Source organism: Terriglobales bacterium, from assembly GCA_035624475.1.
Taxonomy (GTDB): Bacteria; Acidobacteriota; Terriglobia; order Terriglobales; family Acidobacteriaceae; genus DASPRL01.
In genome coordinates this window covers 1-17,417 of record DASPRL010000250.1, presented here as the reverse complement: position 1 = coordinate 17,417, position 17,417 = coordinate 1, and the positions used below count along the sequence as shown (strand labels likewise).

Below are 17,417 nucleotides of genomic sequence, written 5' to 3'. Positions count from 1 at the left end.
GAGCGACATCACCCAGTCGATGGAAGCCAGGGTGACGGTGGCGGCGTAGAGCAGCAGCCCGGCGGCGCTCCCGCCGCGCAGGCGGAGTCGCAGGTCGCGCTCCGGCTCCTGGTCCTGCTGCCCCGACCACCGGCTCAGCAGCCACGCCAGCGTCCCCCACACCACAAAGTAGAAGATGGCCCGCGCCACGAACATTTTGGGGTTCATGTACGCGGCTTTGTGCAGCAGGATGGGATCGTCGCCCGGGTTCACCCACGGGTAGAGCTTGCCCATCCCCAGCAGCACGGGGAGGAACAGCAGCGCCATCAGTTTGAGGTTGCGGCTGCCCGCCTCCAGGGTGCGGCGGATGGCCAGCCCCCAGCGCCCGCCCGACAGGTGCTGCAGCATCAGGATGGCCAGGCAGCCCAGCGTCACTCCCACCCACAGCATGTAGCCCACGAGATACGAGCGGAAGAACTGCTCGCGGTCCAGCACCGCGCCCACGATCAAGGCGAGCACTCCCAGGGCACCGATCACCAGGGAGCGCCTCTGGATTCGGTCCAGCGTCTCCTGGGCGGCGGGCTCGGCGGGCGGGATGGGCAGGGCGCCGCTCATTGCGGTTCCACTCCTTCTGGCGAAGGCGCCGGCATGGGCTGCCCCAGCTTGGGCCGCGCGCTGGCCGGGACGTCGCTCAGCGGAGCGTGTCGCGCCAACTGCAGCGCCCGGATGTAGGCGATGATGGCCCAGCGGTCCCGCACCGGCACTTGCTCCCTGTAGTCGGGCATGGCCCCGAAGCCGTTGGTGATCACATCGAAGAAGTGCCCCACCGGCGCGTTCATCAGCCGCGGGATGGTGTAGTCGGGAGGATGGCGAAGGCCGCGCTGCACGATCATGCCATTGCCGTCTCCCAGCTCGGAGTGGCAGGGCGAGCAGTAGATCTGGTAGCGCTCGCGCCCGCGCTGCATGACCTCGCGGGTGACGGGGAAGGGAAAGAGGTCGCCGTCCTTGCCGCCGATCTTGCCGGTGGAGAGGTAGGCGTCCTCCTGCAGTTCGCCGCGCGCCACTGTGCCCTCCACCCGCGGACGCGCCGAACGCGTGTCGGCGTAGAACGTGCTCTCCCGCAGAGGGATCATATGCGGCTGGTTCTGCATGTCCTGGCGGCAGCCCGCCACCAGGCCCAGCAGCAGGCCCGCTCCCAGCCACGCCATGGCGCTCACCTTAATGCGGCACCTCCAGCACCTGCCTGGGCTTCAGGCCCTCCAGGAACTTCTGAGTGGCGGCGCGGTCGAACTGGGGATCGCGCGCCTCGATGCACAGGAAGAAGCGGTCGCGGGTGGCGAAGGCGAAGCGTTCCACGTTGAAGACGGGATGGTAGGGCTCGGGCAGCCCGTTCAGCGCCAGCATGCCCAGCACCGTGAACAGGGCCGCTCCCAGGATGGTCATCTCGAAGGTCACGACGATGAACGCCGGCCAGGAATTCAGCGGCCGCCCTCCGATGTTGAGCGGGTAGTTGATCACCGAGATCCAGTACTGCATCAGGTAGCCCAGGCTGCCACCCAGGATGCCTCCGATCAGCACCACCATGGGCACGCTGCTCTTCTCGAAGCCCAGCGCCTCCGCCAGTTCCTCGATGGGGAAGGGGCTGTAGCCGTCCATGCGGCGATAGCCGGCCGTGCGCGCCTGATGCGCCGCTGCGACCAGCGCGGTGGGCGAGTCGAACTCCGCCAGCAGTCCGTAGATGGGCGGGCGTTTCAATCCCCTGCCTCCACTTTGGCTTCCGGCAGCAGCGTCCGCATCTCGAAGATGGAGATCATGGGCAAGAAGCGGATGAACAGGTACATGCAGGCCACGAACAACCCGATGGTTCCGAAGAAGGTGGCGAGATCCCAGATGGTCGGGTAGTACATGCCCCAGGAGGACGGGAGGTAGTCGCGGTGCAGGCTGATGACCACGATCACGAAGCGCTCCAGCCACATCCCCAGCAGCACCACCAGCGAGACCAGGAAGAGCAGCAGCGGCCGGGTGCGCACCTTCTTCACCCACAGCGCCTGCGGGATCACGATGTTGCACGCGATCAGCAGCCAGTACAGCACCCGGTAGGGCCCCAGCGCCCGGTTCACGGTCATATAAAGGTCGTAGGGATTGCCGCTGTACCAGGCCATGAAGGCTTCCACTGCGTAGCCGTAGGCCACGATCAGCCCGGTGGCCAGCATCACCTTGGCCGAGTTCTCCAGGTGGCGCATGGTGATCAGCCCTTCCAGCCCGTACACCTTGCGGATGGGGATGGCCAACACCAGCACCATGGCGAAGCCGGAGTAGATGGCTCCGGCCACGAAGTAGGGCGGGAAGATGGTGGTGTGCCAGCCCGGCAGGATGGCCACCGCGAAGTCGAAGCTGACCACGGTGTGCACCGAGATCACCAGCGGCGTGGCCAGCCCGGCCAGCAGCAGGTAGGCGTCGTCGTAGCGCTTCCAGTGGCGCGCCGAGCCCCGCCAGCCCATGGCCAGGAAGCCGTACACCATCCGCGCCCAGCGGTTCTGGGAGCGGTCGCGCAGCGTGGCCAGGTCGGGGATCAGGCCCACGAACCAGAACATCAGCGAGACCGTGAAATACGTCGAGACCGCGAACACGTCCCACACCAGCGGGCTGCGGAAGTTCGGCCATACTCCCATGCTGCTGGGATAAGGGAAGAGCCAGTAGAACAGCCACGGGCGCCCCAGGTGGAGCAGCGGGAAGAGGCCGGCGCAGGCCACCGCGAACAAGGTCATGGCCTCAGCGAAGCGGTTGATGGAGTTGCGCCAGCTCTGCCGCAGCAGCAGCAGGATGGCGGAGATGAGCGTGCCCGCGTGCCCGATGCCGATCCACCACACGAAGTTGACGATGGCGAAGCCCCACGCCACCGGCACGTCGATGCCCCAGATCCCCACCCCGCGCAGGAAGAGGTAGCCGGTGGCCATCAGCAGCACCATCACCAGCGCGAAGCCGATGGCGAAGCCCAGCAGCCACCCCAGCGTGGTCTTGCGGGTCAGCACCAGCGAGCTGATCTGGTCGGTGACCGAGCCGAAGCTGTAGCCCGGCGCGATCACCGGCGCCGCGCCGTTCTCGGCCGTCCCGCTCCCCGCTCCGGGTTGTTTTGGCTCCGCCATGCTCAGCTTGTCTCTTCCTTCTCCAGCTCGGGATTGGGATTGCGCACCAGGGCGGTGTAAGTGGTGCGCGGGCGCGTGTTCAGGTCGGCCAGCAGGCCGTAGTTGCGCGCGTCCGCCTTGCGCTGCACCACCCGGCTGCCCTGGTCGTTGATGTCGCCGAAGACGATGGCTTCGGCGGGGCACGCCTGCTGGCACGCCGTCTGGATCTCGCCGTCCCGGATCTTGCGGTCTTGCTCCTCGGCGTGGATGCGCGCGTGATTGATGCGCTGCACGCAGTAGGTGCACTTCTCCATCACCCCGCGGCTGCGCACGGTGACGTCGGGGTTGTGCAGCAGTTCCAGCGAGGGCGTGGTGTAGTCCGAGTACAGGAAGAAGTTGAAGCGCCGCACCTTGTAGGGACAGTTGTTGGAGCAGTAGCGCGTCCCCACGCAGCGGTTGTAGACCATGTCGTTCAGCCCTTCCGAACTGTGGTTGGTGGCCCCCACCGGGCACACCACCTCGCAGGGCGCGTTTTCGCATTGCATGCAGGGGACGGGCTGGAAGTAGGTGCGCGGCCCGGCGGCGTCGCCCTCGAAGTAGGTGTCCAGGCGGATCCAGTGCATCTCGCGCTCGCGGATCACCTGCTCGCGGCCCACCACCGGGCTGTTGTTCTCCGCCTGGCAGGCCACCACGCAGGCGTTGCAGCCTACGCAGGAATTCAGGTCGATGGACATCCCCCAGGCATAGCCGTCGTACTTCACCGGCTCGTACAGGGTGAAGGCGGCGGGCGGCGTCTCCACCATCTTCTGCGCGAAGTCGGGGTCCTTCTCGTACTCGGCCAGCGTGGCCACGCGTACCTGGTGGCGTCCTTCCATGAGCTGGTGGGTCTGGGTGCAGGCCACCATCTGCTGCTCGCCGGTGCGGACCAGCGTGGCGCCTGGCGCGAAGTGGGGCGCGGCGCTGGTGCGCAGCGCGTAGGCGTTGAAGCCGGCGTTCGACCCGGAGCGGCCCGCCCGCCGCCGCCCGTAGCCGAAGTGCACGGTGACGCAGTCGTCGGGATGCCCCGGCACCACCCACGCCGGGGCGGTCACCTGGCGCCCGCCGTAGCGGATCTCCACCACGTCCTGGGGACGCCGCGCCTCGGGATAGGGATCGATGCCCATCGCCTGCGCGGTGGCCGGGCTCATGAGCGCCACGTTGTCCCAGGTGGTGCGCAGGATGGGCTTGGGCAGTTCCTGCAGCCAGCCGTTGTTGGCGAAGCGCCCATCATAGATGGTGGGATCGGGGCGGAAGACGATCTCGATGCCGGCGCCGGGCGCGGGGGCGGGCGGCAACGCCGTGTTCTTGAGCGTGACCGGCTTTGCCGGGAAGGCGGTGCCCGCTACGAAGCCGTCGTGCACCGAGCGCCGCCAGAACTCCTCGAAGTCCGCTCCCGGGTGCTGCCCTTGCCAGTGGGCGCGCACCAGTTCATAGCCGCTGCGCCCCGCCTGCCCGGCGAGGGCCGTCACCACCTCGTGCGCGCTCCGGGTCTCGTAGAGCGGCGCGATCAGCGGCTGCACGATCGAGACCGTGCCGTCGTAAGCGCGCAGGTCGCTCCAGGCCTCCAGGGGGTGCGACTCGGGGATGTGCCACTGGCAGAATTCCGTGGTCTCGTCGTCGTAGGGCGAAAGCTGGATGCGCAGTTCCACCTTGTTCATGGCGGCGGCGAAGCCGAGGTCGGCGGGCGCGGTGAAGACCGGGTTGCCGCCCAGGATCAGCAGCAGGTCCACCTTGCCGGCGTTCATCTCGTCCACTAATTCGCGCAGCGAGCCCATCTGGTCTACGGGATTCGCTTCCACCGGGTCGGTGTAGATCACGGTCGCGCCCACGTTGCCCAGGGCGTGATTCAGGCTGTGCGCGAGTTGATGGACCGCCGGCGGCTGCCCCTCGCCCGGAATCACCACGCTGCGCCCGTGGTGCATCTGCAGGTCATTCGCCACCGCCACCAGGAACTTCTCCTGTGCCGCGGGGACCCTAACACCACTATTCCAGTTCGCCCATTGCTGAACCAGCGCGCGCGCGAAGCCCTCGACCTCGCTCGAGCGCATCACCAAGCGATGGTCGGCCTTGGCGCCGGTGTTCGAGGGCGTGCTCTCCACCGCGTACAGGCGGTTCAGCTTGGCGCTCTCCGGCCGGCGCCGCGCCGCGAAATCGCGGGAGTAGCGCACCGAGCCCGGCAGGCCGGTGGCGGAGAGGATGTCGGCGTCGAGCGAGAGGATGACGTCCGCGTTCTCCAGCTTGTACTGCGTGTCCACGCATTCGCCGAAGGCGGCCAGCGCGCCCGCGCGCGCGTTGTCGCGGTTCACGGGCTCGTACCGGTGCCACTTCGCCTGGGGATAGATGGCCAGCAGCGCCTGCAACTGGCCGGCGAGCGTGGGTGAGGTCACCGTCTCGGTGAGGATGCGCAGGCCGGCGCCCTTCAACGCCTTCTGCGTGGCCAGCGGTCCCTGCAGCGCTCCCAGGAGTGTCCCCCAGGAGCGCGGCTCCCCCAGGTAGGTGACGGTCTGGGCGCGGTCAGGATCATAGAGCGAGAGCACCGAGGCCTGGGCGAAGACGTCGCAAGCGCCCAGGCTGGCGGGATGCTCGGGATTCCCTTCCACCTTGGTGGGCCGGCCCTCGTTGCTCTTGACCAGCACCGGGGCCGCGATCCCGCTGAGCGGGATGGCGGTCGCGAAGTAGAGGGGCTTGCCCAGCACCAGGTCTTCGGGCTGGCGCACGTAGGGGACGATGGTCTCCAACGGCTGCCGGGTGCAACCGGCCAGCCCCGCCAGCGCCATGGAGGCGCCCATCAGCTTGAGGAAGCCGCGCCGGGTCACCGGGTCCAGCCACTCCGAGGCTTGGCGCGGAAACTCGCGCTGCATCAGCTCGTCGAAGCCCGCGCTCGCGCTCAGCTCCTCCAGGGTGCGCCAGTACCTGGGCCCCTTGGCCGCTTCCAGCCGCGCCCGCACTTCCGCCAGTTCCAGCCTCTTCTTCTCCGCGCAGGGCGGATCCGCCGGCCGGTCTGGCGACTTCCCGTCTTGGTTCTCTGCTCCCATTCCTTAACTCTCGCCCGCCCGCTAGCGATGGCAGGTGGAACAACTGGTGATGTCGCGCACGCTGCGCACCTGGTACTGCCGCAGCAGCGCCTCCCCCAGCGTTGCCTGGTCGGTGTAACTCTGCCCCGAGACGGTCACCGGATGCTCGCTGCTGGGGAGCTGGTACTCCATGTTGAAGACCTGGTCGCGCGGCCGGATGTACTTCTGCGGGGCGCGGTGGCAATCCAGGCAGAAATCCATCTGCAGCGACTTGGCCTGGTACATCAGCGGCATGCGGTCCACCGGGCCGTGGCAGGAGTCGCAGCCGATGCCCTTGTGGAGGTGGATGCTGTGATCGAAATAGACGAAGTCGGGCAGATCGTTCACCCGGATCCAGTGCAGCGACTGGCCACTGCGGAAGCTGGCCCGCACCGGCTCCAGCATGGCCGCGTTGGTCCAGATCTGGGCGTGGCAGTTCATGCAGGTCTTGGTGGGCGGCAGGCCGGCGTAGCTGGAAGTCTCCACCGAGGTGTGGCAGTAGCGGCAGTCCAGGCCCAGCCCGGCCACGTGGTGCTGGTGGCTGAAGGGGACAGGCTGCTGCCGCGCTTCCATCGCCCCGGTCACGTAGAGGGAGTGCTGGATCTCGCCGATGGAGGCCGCCACCGCCGCCACCACGAAGATCACGCCAAAGATGGAAAAGCGCGAGATGGTGTTGGTGCTGCGATGGAAGATCTGGGCCATGTGAAGTCGGCGATCCGCGAAGGCCGCACCGCGGAGACGGCGCGGCCGGGTGGTACCGCTTCCGCCTATCACTTCTGGGAGTGACGGCTGTCACCAAGGCGCGTGAGGACAGCCGCCTCAAAAAACGCCGAATTATAACAAAAACCTCCGCTCCGCCAAGGGATTGCTTGTCTTCCTCACCCGGGATTTCGTTTTGGCCGGCCGCCGCGCCGTATAATCGCTGCCGTGGCCCGCGGCTGGGAGAGCAAGTCGGTCGAGGAACAGAGGGAAGCGGCCGCCTCGGCGCCGCCGCTGGAGGCGCGGCCGCCCCTCGATCCCCGGCAGGCCGAGCGCCGCCGCCTGCAGCAGGGTCTGGAACTCTCCCGCCGCCGCGTGCTGCAGCAACTGGAGGGCTGCCGCCATCCCCGCCATCGCAGCCTCCTGGAGGCGGCCCTCGCCGATCTCCAGGCCCGGCTGGCGCGCCTTGGCTAGCGCCCTCCGGCTTGCCTGACTCTCCGCGGCCCCCGTAGAATGAAAACGCCGCACCCGCTTGGCTGGGTGCGGCCCCGGCCTGCTGGCGGGCGCTCGTTTCCGGCAGATGCGAGCCTCCTCGAAGGAGAATTCATGAACAAGCGCGTCTTCATCATCCTGGCAGCCGGTTTCCTGCTCGCCGCCAGCCTTCTGGCCGCGGCGCAGGGCGAGAGCGCCACCATTTCGGGCAAGATCACCGACCCGCAGGGCAATCCCGTGGTGGGCGCCACCGTCGCCTTCCAGGGCGCCAACACCGGCGCCAGCTTTTCCGTCAAGACCGACAAGAAAGGCGAGTTCCTGCGCGTGGGGGTGAAGGAAGACGTGTACCGCGTCACCGTCACCAAGGACGGCCAGCAGATCGGTGGCCAAGCCAGCTACCCCGTTTCCTACAGCAGCAATCCCACGCCGCTCACTATCACCACCGGCCCGCCCAGCGGAGCCTCTGCGGCTTCCGCTCCCCTCACGCTGCCGGTGAGTCCGGTGCCCCTGACTCCGGTGCAGCAGAAGGCCCTGGATGAGCTCAACAAGCTGGCAGCCAGCACTCCCAAGAAGGACGACAAGGGCGTGAAGGACAAGCTGGCAGCGGCGCAGGCTGCCCAGGCGGCCGGCAACTTCGACCAGGCGGCTACGATGCTCGCCGAGGTCACCACCGCGTTTCCGCTCAACGACCAGGCTTGGGCCCTGACCGGCTATGGACTCGCCATGACGGGGAAGTGGGATGAGGCGGTCGCGGCCCTGGAAAAGGCGGTAGCCCTGCGACCGGGCGCTGCCGGCTACCACCAGCTCCTGGGCAAGGCCTACTCCAAGACCGGCAAGATTGACGAGGCGGTCGCTGAGATGAACTCCGCCGCACTCGCCGATCCCAGCAAGGCCGGCACGTACTACTATTACGCCGGCCTCCTGTTCTCCGATCACAAGCAGCCGCAACAGGCGGTGGCCGCCTTCGACAAGGCCATTGCTGCCAGCCCCAGCTTTGCCGACCCGTATTACTACAAGGGCGTGAACCTGATCGCGCAGGCCAAGACGGAGAACGGCAAGCTGGTGGCCCCGGCGGGCACGGCGGAGGCCTTCAAGAAGTACCTGGAATTGGATCCCAACGGCAGGTACGCGGCTTCGGCCAAAGCGCAGCTGGGCCGGGTGGGCGGGTAGACGTCGGGCCTGCGCCCAGGCTTGCTCCGCCCCCCCACGAACTAGCGGGCGGATTGACTCCTCCCCCCCGGCTCCGATACCGTGGTAGTCTGTCGCTGAGGGAGGTCGTATGCTGGAAGGGCTTTTTCAACCCACGCACCTGTTGGTGATCCTGGTGATCGCCCTGCTGGTGTTTGGCCCCAGGCGGCTGCCCGAATTGGGCAAGGGCCTGGGCGAGGGCATTCGCGGCTTCCGCGATGCCATGAAGGACGCTCCCCCGCAGAACCAGGCCTCGAGCGACGCGTCCAAGGACCAGAACAAGGAAGTCAAGAGCTGACCCATCCCGGCGCCCGCTCGCGCCATCCTCTGCTGCCCTGTCTGCTCCGGCTCCCGTGGGGTCGGCCTTGCTTCCTGATCCGAAGAAGTAGGAGAATCTCGTCGACGCTCGCCCTTTCGCGCGAGCACAGAGGTAGGTCATGAAAAGACATTGCATCCTGGTCCTGGCGTGCCTGGTCCTGGCCACGCTGCCGGCGTCGGCGGCTGGCACCGGAACCTGCATCGTCAAGGGAACGATCACCGACGCCCAGGGCAAGCCGGTGGCGGGCGCCACCATCGAGTTCATCGGCATCGGCACCGGCGCCCGTTACTCCACCAAGACCGACAAGGGCGGCTTCTACACCCAGTTGGGAGTCGTGGCCGGGCGCTACCGGGTCGATATCTCCAAGGACGGGCAGAAGCTGTGGACCATCGACGCCTATGAGATCCACTTCGGGACCGGCAACCGCGAGCGCGTCGCCGAGGAGCGCGACGCCTCCTACGAGAACAAGCTCGACATCACCATCGGCAAGGTCACCGAGGTCGGCGGCGGGGTGCCCATCCCTCTGACTCCCGCCCAGCAGAAGGCGCTGGAGGAACTGCAGAAGATGTCGGCCGCGGCTCCTCAGCAGGACGAGAAGCTGGTCAAGGCGGTCAATGCCAAGATCCAGGAGGCCCAGGCGGCGCAGCGGGAAGGCAACTGGGACGCAGTGGTGGCCACCCTCACCGAAGTCACGCACATGGTCCCGATGGATGCTGGCGTATGGGCCACCATGGGGCTGGCCTATTACAAGCAAGGCAAGTCGGAGCTGCAGGCCGACGCCTACACCAAGGCGGTGGCGCTCAAGCCCAGCGAGGCCCCCTTCCACCAGAATCTGGCGGTGGCCCTCTCCAAGCTGGGCAAGGTGGACGAAGCCGTCACCGAGTTCGACTCCGCGGCCGTGGCCGATCCCGCCGGCGCCGGCCGCTACTATCTCTACGAGGGCATGCTGCTGAACAACGCCTCCCGCGACAGCGACGCCCTGGCCGCCTTCAACAAGGCCATCGCCGCCGATCCCAAGCTGGCCGAGGCCTACTACTTCAAGGGTGCCGCTCTGATGAGGCAGGCGCAGTTGGTGAACGGCAAGCTGGTGCCGCCGGCGGGGGCGGCGGAGGCGCTGCACCAGTACCTGACGCTGCAGCCCGGCGGCGCCTACGCCGACGAAGCCAAGGCGCAGCTGGCCCGCCTCGGCGGATAGCTTCCCTGCGCCTCCTCAGCGCACGCCCAGCTTGTGCAGCTCCTGGCGCAGTTGGGAGGCGCTGCGGAAGTGCAGCGCGTGCATCCCCAGGCGGCGTGCGCTCTCCAGGTTGACCTCGCGATCGTCGATGAAGACGCACTCCTGCGGCTCCCGCTGGGTCATGGCCAGGGCCAGCTCGTAGATGGCCTCGTCGGGCTTGCGCAGCTTCACGAAGCAGGAGCTGAAGAAGACCCGGAAGAGGTCGCGCAGGCCGAACTGCTGGATGCGGTACAGGTTCAGCTCCCGCGACTCGTTGTTGATGGTGGCCATCTGCCAGCGTCCCCGCTCCGCCAGTTCCTGGGCCAGCGCCAGGGATTCCGGCTTGGGCTGGGAGAGCGCGAACAGGTACGCGGTGAAGTCTCCCCGCGTGAAGCTGCGCGGGCGGAAGAAGACGGTGCGCTCCAGGTAGCCGGCCAGGGTCAGCCGCCCCGTCTCGAAGCGCGAGACCACCATCTCGTGACGCTCCTGGAACTCGCTCTCTTCCAGATGGAAATGTTCCAGGGCGCGCGTGCGCTGCTCGTGGTCCCAGGCGTTGGAGAGCAGCACCCCGCCCACGTCCCAGAAGAGGGTGCGGACATTAGCCACGGCCGGCACCTCCTCCCCCGGAGCCGCGCGCGGAGCGCTCCTCCAGCGCCGTGATCTTCTGCAGGCGCCGCCGGTGGCGGGCCTCGCCGCTGAACTCCGCGCCCAGGTAGCTGCGCGCCAGCTCCTTGGCCAGTTCCACGCCGATCACCCGCGCTCCCAGCACCAGCACGTTCATGGCGTCGTGCTCCATGCCCTGGTGCGCCGAGTAGGTGTCGTGGCAGAGCCCGGCGCGGATCCCGGGCAGCTTGTTGGCCGCCACCGCCGCGCCCACGCCGCTGCCGCAGATCAGGATGCCGCGCTCGGCCCGCTTCTCCAGCACCGCCTGACCCGCCGCCTCGGCGTAGTCGGGATAGTCCACCGGCTCGACGCTCTCCGTCCCCAGGTCGAGGACCTGGTGGCCGGCCTGGCGCAACCATGCGGCCAACTCCTGCTTCAAGGGATAGCCGGCGTGATCTGCGGCGATCGCGATTCGCACTCTGCACCTCCCGGACGCGTCCTGGCGAAAGGGACATTCTACGGGGTTCTGCCGCCGCGGCGTCCGCGCACCAATAGTAACCGCGATACGTTACTGCCGAGAGCTTGGGGCTGTTTACTGTTCTGCTATACTCGCCCGCTCCGGAAATCGCTGGTGCCGGCCTGGGCGCCAGAGGTCCGTCCTCGGCCGGCGCGCCGGCTGTTCTGCGGAACACACCTTGGGAACGCTCCCGCTCCATCGGGAGCGGAAACGGAAGCCGCCTTGCTGCTGCTGGAAGACCTGACCACGCTGGTGTTGTGGCTCTTGTTCACGGTGGTGAGCGTGAACCTGGTCTTCCTGTGCTTTCTCTTCTACCGGCGCATCTCGCACAACCGCTACTACATCGGGAAGGACGCCGCCCGCGAGCGCTACCGCCCGGTGGTGAACGACTTCGCGGCCGCGCGGCTGACGGTGGAACGGGCCGCCGCCCTGCTGCAGGACGCTACCTCCGAGGCCGAGCGCGACGCCCTGGAGGAGATGCTGCTGGCGGTGGCCCACGGCGACAACACGGTGCGCGTCACCGAACTGCTCTTCGCCATCGGCTTTGTGGAACGCTGGGCGCGCACTGCCTTCGGCAAGAGACGCGCCCGCCAGCTCATCCAGCACGCCCTGCGCTCCGACAAGACCCAGGTCACGCTGGGGGTGCGGAAGGGGACCTTCAACTTCGTGCGCCGCATCCGGCTGTTCTCGGTGCCGCGCGCCCTGGCCGTCGACCATCTGGGACGCCTGGCCCCCGATTTCGCCATCGTCTTCTCCGCCGAGGCCCTGCACGATCCCGGCACCGACGTGCGCCAGATCGCCATCTACGCCATGGGGCAGCACCGCCACCCCGTGGTCATCCCCCTGCTGCTGCAGGAGCTGGAGAAGGCCATCGCCGCCGGCAACGACGTCTCCCTGCGCACCACCAAGTCCACCCTCATCTGCTACCAGCTCGAGGACCTCTACCACTTCGTCCCCTACCTGAGCCACCCCAACTGGCGCATGCGCTTCTTCGTGGTGGACACGGTGCGCGAGATCGCCAACCGCGCCGCCCAGGAGACCCTGCTCAACAAGAACGACTTCTCGCCCGAGATCTACGAGGCCTTCCTCGAGAAGGTGGTGGCGGACCCCTACCCGGACGTGCGGGCACGGGCCGCGGCGGTGATCGGGCGCTTCGGAGACGGCCGCGCCTTGCAGGCCCTGCGCCAATTGCTGCGAGACGACAACGAGTTCGTGCGCCTGCACAGCGTGCGCGCCTGCGCCGACCGCCGCTACCTCGAGATCGTCCCCGACCTGGTACGGCGGATGGGGGACCCGCGCTGGCGGGTGCGCGAGGCCTCCGCCAAGGCCCTCACCGCGTTCGGCGTGGCCGGCGTGGACGAACTCTACAAGTGCTTCGTGGGCACCACCGACCAGTACTCCAGCGAGCAGATCGCGGAGGAGATCCAGCGCGCCGGGCTCACCCAGGATCTGGTGGCCGCGCTGGTCTCGGAGAAGGATGCCGAGCTGGCGGCGGTGGTCTGCCAGAAGCTGGCCATCCTGGGCAAGACCTCGCTGCTGAACTCGGCGCTGCTGTCGCCGGGAGTGGCGCCCGAGGCCCGCCTGCAGCTCATGGAAGCGCTGGCCGCCGCTCCCACCGACGATTTCGTCCGCCACCTGGCGCAGATCCGGGCCGCCGACGTGGGCGCGCTGGGCGCCCGCGCCGATTTCCTGCTGCAGAAGCTGGCCACCGCCTCCGGCGGGCACCTGCGGGCCGCGGCCCCGGAGGGGGGGGACTAGCCATGCACGAGAGCGTCCTCCACTTCTTCGACTACGTCAACGCCGTCATCCTGACCTACTTCGTGGTCACCAACGGGGTGTACACGGTGCTGATGCTCATGTCGCTCTACACCGTCTCGCTGCACGCCAAGTTCGCGGGGCGGCGCGGCTATGCCGACATCGCCGACTCCCCGGTCACACCCCCGGTGGCCCTGATCGTGCCCTGCCACAACGAGGAGAAGGCCGTCGTGCAGACGGTGCGCTGCCTGCTCGACCTGCACTACCCGGAGAAGGAGATCATCGTGGTGGACGACGGCTCCACCGACGCCACCCTGGAGCGCCTCATCGACGAGTTCCAGCTGGAGCGCATGGACCTGATCTACCGCGAGTCGGTCCCCGCCAAGCGGCCCTACGCCTTCTACTACAACAGCCAGCAGCCCGAGTTGCTGGTGATCGTCAAGCCCAACGGCGGCAAGCCCGACGCCCTCAACGCCGGCATCAACATGGCCCGCTCCTCCTACTTCTGCACCGTGGATGCCGACTCCCTCATCGAGCGCGAGGCCCTGCTCCGCCTCATGGCTCCCATCGTCCACTCCGCGGTGCAGGTGGTGGTCTCCGGCGGCGTGGTTCGCATCGCCAACGGCTCCAAGGTGGAGGACGGGCAGATCACCGAGATCAACCTCCCCCGCACCTGGATCGAGCGCTGCCAGGTGGTGGAGTACATTCGCACCTTCCTCTTCGGCCGTCCCGCCTGGAACTTCCTCAACGCCACCTTCATCGTCTCCGGCGCCTTCTGCATGCTGCACAAGGAGACCGTCATCCTGGCCGGCGGCTTCACCACCGACACCGTCACCGAGGACGTGGACATGATCGCCGTCCTGCACCGCTTCCTGCGCACCATGAAGTGGAAGTACCGCATGGTCTTCACCACCGATCCCATCTGCTGGACCGAGGCCCCGCACACCGTGCGCATGCTGGCGCGCCAGCGCCGCCGCTGGCAGCTCGGCCTGATGCAGACGGTGATGAAGCACAACGACATGATCCTGAGCCCGCGCTATCGCGCCGTGGGCCTGCTCAGCATGCCCTTCCACGCCTTCATCGAGGCGGTGGGCTGCGTCATCGAGGCCGCCGGCACCATCCTCATCCCCTTCTCTTTCCTCATCGGCGCCATGCCCTTCTCCCTCTTCCTGCTGCTCATGTTCCTGGCCGTGGGCTACGGCACCCTGCTCTCCATGGGCTCGGTGCTGCTGGAGGAGACCACCCTGCGCCGCTATCCCAAGCTCCACCACGTGCTCATCCTGATGGCCTTCGCGGTGATCGAGAACGTCGGCTACCGGCAGATGGTCACCTTCTTCCGGGCGCAGGGTGTGCTCTCCTACTTCCTGGGCAAGAAGAAGTGGGAGCTGGTGGCCCACCGCGGGCTGGCGGCGAGACTGGCGGAGCATGAGCGCGCCTAGCCTGCCCAAGTCGAAGATGCGCCTGCGCGCGCGCAACCGCTGGTTCTTCGGCAACCGCGTCTTCCTGGGCATGCTCCTGTTCTTCCTCCTCATCGGCCTGTGGGAGTTCCACTGGAAGCCGCAGTACCGCCCCTTCTACGAGCAGGGGGTCGCCCTCTACCAGTCGGGGCAGTACTTGCCGGCGCTGCGCCAGTTCACCCGCGCCTACGAGATCTCTCCCAACGCCGTCGACGTCATCATCATGATGGGCTGGACCAACCTCAAGCTGAAGCGCTGGGAAGAAGCCCGCTTCTATTTCACCCGCGCCCTGCGCATCGATCCCCGTCTGGAGGAAGCGCAGATGGGGGCCTCCTTCGTCGCCCTGGAGACGGGGCGCGGCAAGCTCGATCCGCAATTGCTTTCCAAGCTGCTGGGCCGGCGCCAGAGCGATCCCAACGTGATGATCCTGGCCGCCGGCGCCCTGCAACAGGAGGGCCAGTACCTGGCCGCCGCCGCCCTCTACCGCCGATTGGAGCACGACAAGAACTATGGCACCGCCGCCCGGCTCGCCCTGACCACCATCTATGGCACCCAGGGCTTCGAGGGCGACGCCCTGCCGGCTGCCCTGCCGGCGCCCCAGCGCGCCCCCCGGTTGCGCATGCCCTTCCGCGCCGCCGACGGCGCCCTGTGGCGCGCCTCCGCCTCCGGCTGGCAGAAGTTCTATGTCAACGGCGTGGACCTGGGAGCGGGCGCCCCCGGCTACTATCCTCTTTCCCAGCCCACGCAGGGCGACCTCTATCTCACCTGGGTGCGGCTGGCTTCGCAGATGAACGCCAACACCCTGCGTGCCTACACCCTGCTGCCGCCGGCCTTCTATCGCGCCTTCCAGCACTACCGGGCGGCGGGCGGGAGCATGGGCCTGCTACAGCAGGTGTGGGTGGACGAGCCCCCCGACCACGACCTGTACACGCCCCGGTACGTGGAGGCCATGCGCGCCCACATTCGCGGGGTGGTGGATGCCCTGCACGGGCGCGGCGAGGTGCCGCCCACTCCCGGCCGCGGCGGCGGCATCTACGACCAGGACATCTCCCCGGCGGTGGTGGGCATCCTGCTGGGCGGCGAACTCGATCCCGCCACCCTCAGCCAGACCGATGTGCTCAATGCCGGCCAGACCAGCTACTCGGGAAGATACGTTTCCCTCGAGCAAGGCAGCGCCTCCGAGGTCTGGTACGCGCAGATGCTCGACTACCTGGTCGAGTACGAGACCTCGACCTACAACTGGCAGCATCCGGTGGCCCTGATCAACGGGCCGCAGACCGATCCCAAGCGGGGCGCCCTGACCGAGGAGTCGCTGCGCGCCACCCCCGCCTTCCCGGCGGGTTTGTTCGCCGCCTACGTCGCCTTCCCGTACTTCCCGGAGTCGCTCACCCGCGAGCCCGAGTATCTGCGCGCCCGCGACAGCCTCGGTCCCAACCCCGTGGCCGGCTATCTGCGCGCGCTCCGCAGCCGCATCTCGCTGCCGCTGGTGGTGACCGACTACGGCATCTCCACCGCCCTGGGCGTGCGCCGCGTGCAGGTCAACGGGTGGAACCAGGGCGGGCACTCGGAAGACGCGCAGGCGCAGATCCTGGTGCGGCTGGATGCCACCATCCACGACGCCGGCTGCGCCGGCGGCATCGTCTTCGAGCTGGCCGACGAGTGGTATCGCCAAGGCTGGATGCCGCAGGGCTTCGAGAGCCCGCCCGACCGCGCTCCCCTCTGGACCAACGAGCTGGATCCTAACAAGAGCTATGGTCTCATCGGCTATCGCACCCGCGGCTGGCGCTTCTTCGCCGGCGACACCGCCGCCTGGGACCAGCAGCCCAAACTCTACGGGGCGTCCCAGGGCGCGGCCTTGCACGACCCTTACGACGCCGAGCGCCAGATCCAGAGCGTGCAGGCGGCCGCCGACGAGGCCTACCTGTATCTGCGCATCGGCCTGGCCTGCCTCGACTGCGTGGGCGGGCGCCACGACGGCAAGACCCACTTCGACCAGGCCGCCTACGCCATCGTCCTCAACACTCTGCCCGGCCACGCCGGCCTGCAGCGCTTGCCCTTCGGCGGCCTGGCCCTGCCCTCCGGGGCCGACTTCCTCCTCTATCTGGGAGAGCCGGCGCAGTCCCGCCTGCTGGTGGCGGAGAACTACAACCCCTACGTGGTGGCGGCGCGCGGCGATTACCCCAACGAGGTGCAGATGTCCTATCGTCCCGGCTTCTCCGTCAAGCTGGTGCCCGCGGGACGCTTTCTCGAGTACCCGGCCGGGCCGGGGGGCAGCGCCAGCCTCTTCCACTATGGCGACGGCAACCCCGCCGCCTCCGACTACGATTCCCTGGCGGAGTGGTACGCCGACCTGAAGCACAACGCCCTGTTGGTCCGCATCGCCTGGGGGAAGCTGCTGGTCACCGATCCCTCCAGCCTGCGCGCCTTCTTCGGCTACGACGACGACACCGGAGTGCGCTCGGCCGTCAGCCCCGGGGTCGAGATCAGCGTCTTTGCCCTGGCGCCCGGCGGCAGCGACTGGTCGCGGGCGGCGGTGGCCGCTTCCGTGCCTGGCGTTTCCGGGGAGAAGCTGGCGCCGCCCCGCACCTTCACCTGGTCCGGGTGGAACGCGGTGGGGCCGCCGGACCTTTACATGAAAAAAGCCTACTACGAGATGCAGAGAGAATTCCTGGTCGGCCCGCAGGCGCCGGGGGGAAAGCCGGCGGGCCGCGCCGCGATTGACCGCGCGGCCGGGGTGAGATGAAATGAGGCGAACGCGTCCCTTTTCCATGCTGAAGCACCTGGCATTCTTGCTGCTCCTGGCGGCAGCGCCCGGAGTGCTGCGGGCGCAGGCCCCGTCCCAGGACCCGGTGGCCAAGGCCCGCGCTCTGGCTTACAGCGGGCGCGAGCACCGCGCCCAGGCCCTGGCCATCCTGCAGGAATACCTCAAGCAGGACCCCACCGACAGCGATGCCCGCACCCTCTACGGCATCGTGCTC

At 68.0% G+C, this 17,417-nt stretch carries 16 protein-coding genes; 8 read left to right on the top strand and 8 right to left on the bottom strand.

Annotated elements, in window-relative coordinates; genetic code table 11:
• The 6 genes from VEG08_10230 to VEG08_10205 all read right to left on the bottom strand — a co-directional run.
• Nucleotides 1-594 (bottom strand): hypothetical protein (locus tag VEG08_10230; protein HXZ28361.1); only part of this gene is annotated, 594 nt, incomplete at its 3' end.
• Nucleotides 591-1,187 (bottom strand): cytochrome c, encoded by a 597-nt coding sequence (locus tag VEG08_10225; protein ID HXZ28360.1) that lies wholly within the window; start codon nucleotides 1,185-1,187, stop codon nucleotides 591-593. The genes VEG08_10225 and VEG08_10230, both read right to left, overlap by 4 nt.
• Before the next feature lie 10 nt (nucleotides 1,188-1,197).
• Nucleotides 1,198-1,734, bottom strand: coding sequence for a DUF3341 domain-containing protein (locus VEG08_10220; GenBank protein ID HXZ28359.1), 537 nt, complete (start codon nucleotides 1,732-1,734; stop codon nucleotides 1,198-1,200).
• Nucleotides 1,731-3,125 (bottom strand): NrfD/PsrC family molybdoenzyme membrane anchor subunit, encoded by a 1,395-nt coding sequence (nrfD, locus tag VEG08_10215; protein HXZ28358.1) that lies wholly within the window; start codon nucleotides 3,123-3,125, stop codon nucleotides 1,731-1,733. The genes VEG08_10220 and nrfD overlap by 4 nt, the downstream gene beginning before the upstream one ends.
• Before the next feature lie 2 nt (nucleotides 3,126-3,127).
• Nucleotides 3,128-6,178 carry a TAT-variant-translocated molybdopterin oxidoreductase gene (locus VEG08_10210; protein HXZ28357.1) on the bottom strand — a complete coding sequence of 1,017 codons (3,051 nt, stop codon included), beginning with the start codon at nucleotides 6,176-6,178 and terminating at the stop codon, nucleotides 3,128-3,130.
• Between the two features lie 21 nt (nucleotides 6,179-6,199).
• A complete protein-coding gene (locus VEG08_10205) occupies nucleotides 6,200-6,898 on the bottom strand; it encodes a cytochrome c3 family protein (protein HXZ28356.1) in 699 nt (232 codons plus the stop codon).
• A gap of 225 nt (nucleotides 6,899-7,123) precedes the next feature.
• Between VEG08_10205 and VEG08_10200 the strand changes: the two genes are divergently transcribed.
• From VEG08_10200 to VEG08_10185, 4 genes are all read left to right on the top strand, one after another.
• The gene (locus VEG08_10200) at nucleotides 7,124-7,369 is read left to right on the top strand and encodes a hypothetical protein (GenBank protein ID HXZ28355.1); all 246 of its coding nucleotides are present in this window, start codon (nucleotides 7,124-7,126) and stop codon (nucleotides 7,367-7,369) included.
• 132 nt (nucleotides 7,370-7,501) lie between these two features.
• Complete coding sequence (locus VEG08_10195) at nucleotides 7,502-8,557, top strand: carboxypeptidase regulatory-like domain-containing protein (GenBank protein HXZ28354.1); 1,056 nt, start codon at nucleotides 7,502-7,504, stop codon at nucleotides 8,555-8,557.
• Between the two features lie 109 nt (nucleotides 8,558-8,666).
• Complete coding sequence (tatA, locus tag VEG08_10190; GenBank protein ID HXZ28353.1) at nucleotides 8,667-8,873, top strand: twin-arginine translocase TatA/TatE family subunit; 207 nt, start codon at nucleotides 8,667-8,669, stop codon at nucleotides 8,871-8,873.
• A gap of 139 nt (nucleotides 8,874-9,012) precedes the next feature.
• On the top strand, nucleotides 9,013-10,089 hold the full coding sequence (locus tag VEG08_10185) for a carboxypeptidase regulatory-like domain-containing protein (protein ID HXZ28352.1): 1,077 nt from the start codon (nucleotides 9,013-9,015) through the stop codon (nucleotides 10,087-10,089).
• 15 nt (nucleotides 10,090-10,104) lie between these two features.
• Here VEG08_10185 and VEG08_10180 read toward each other — a convergent pair whose 3' ends face one another.
• Together VEG08_10180 and rpiB are read right to left on the bottom strand one after the other, a co-directional pair.
• Nucleotides 10,105-10,713, bottom strand: coding sequence for an HAD family phosphatase (locus VEG08_10180; protein ID HXZ28351.1), 609 nt, complete (start codon nucleotides 10,711-10,713; stop codon nucleotides 10,105-10,107).
• Complete coding sequence (gene rpiB / locus VEG08_10175) at nucleotides 10,706-11,188, bottom strand: ribose 5-phosphate isomerase B (protein ID HXZ28350.1); 483 nt, start codon at nucleotides 11,186-11,188, stop codon at nucleotides 10,706-10,708. Before rpiB ends, VEG08_10180 begins: the two co-directional genes overlap by 8 nt.
• A gap of 261 nt (nucleotides 11,189-11,449) precedes the next feature.
• On the opposite strand from rpiB, the gene VEG08_10170 reads away from it, so the two are divergent.
• The 4 genes from VEG08_10170 to VEG08_10155 form a co-directional block, all read left to right on the top strand.
• Nucleotides 11,450-12,985 carry a HEAT repeat domain-containing protein gene (locus tag VEG08_10170; protein HXZ28349.1) on the top strand — a complete coding sequence of 512 codons (1,536 nt, stop codon included), beginning with the start codon at nucleotides 11,450-11,452 and terminating at the stop codon, nucleotides 12,983-12,985.
• Nucleotides 12,986-12,987: 2 nt separating this feature from the next.
• On the top strand, nucleotides 12,988-14,421 hold the full coding sequence (locus tag VEG08_10165; protein ID HXZ28348.1) for a glycosyltransferase: 1,434 nt from the start codon (nucleotides 12,988-12,990) through the stop codon (nucleotides 14,419-14,421).
• A complete protein-coding gene (locus tag VEG08_10160) occupies nucleotides 14,408-17,182 on the top strand; it encodes a tetratricopeptide repeat protein (GenBank protein ID HXZ28347.1) in 2,775 nt (924 codons plus the stop codon). Before VEG08_10165 ends, VEG08_10160 begins: the two co-directional genes overlap by 14 nt.
• Nucleotide 17,183: 1 nt before the next feature.
• Nucleotides 17,184-17,417: hypothetical protein (locus VEG08_10155; GenBank protein ID HXZ28346.1), on the top strand; the 234-nt coding region annotated here is incomplete at its 3' end.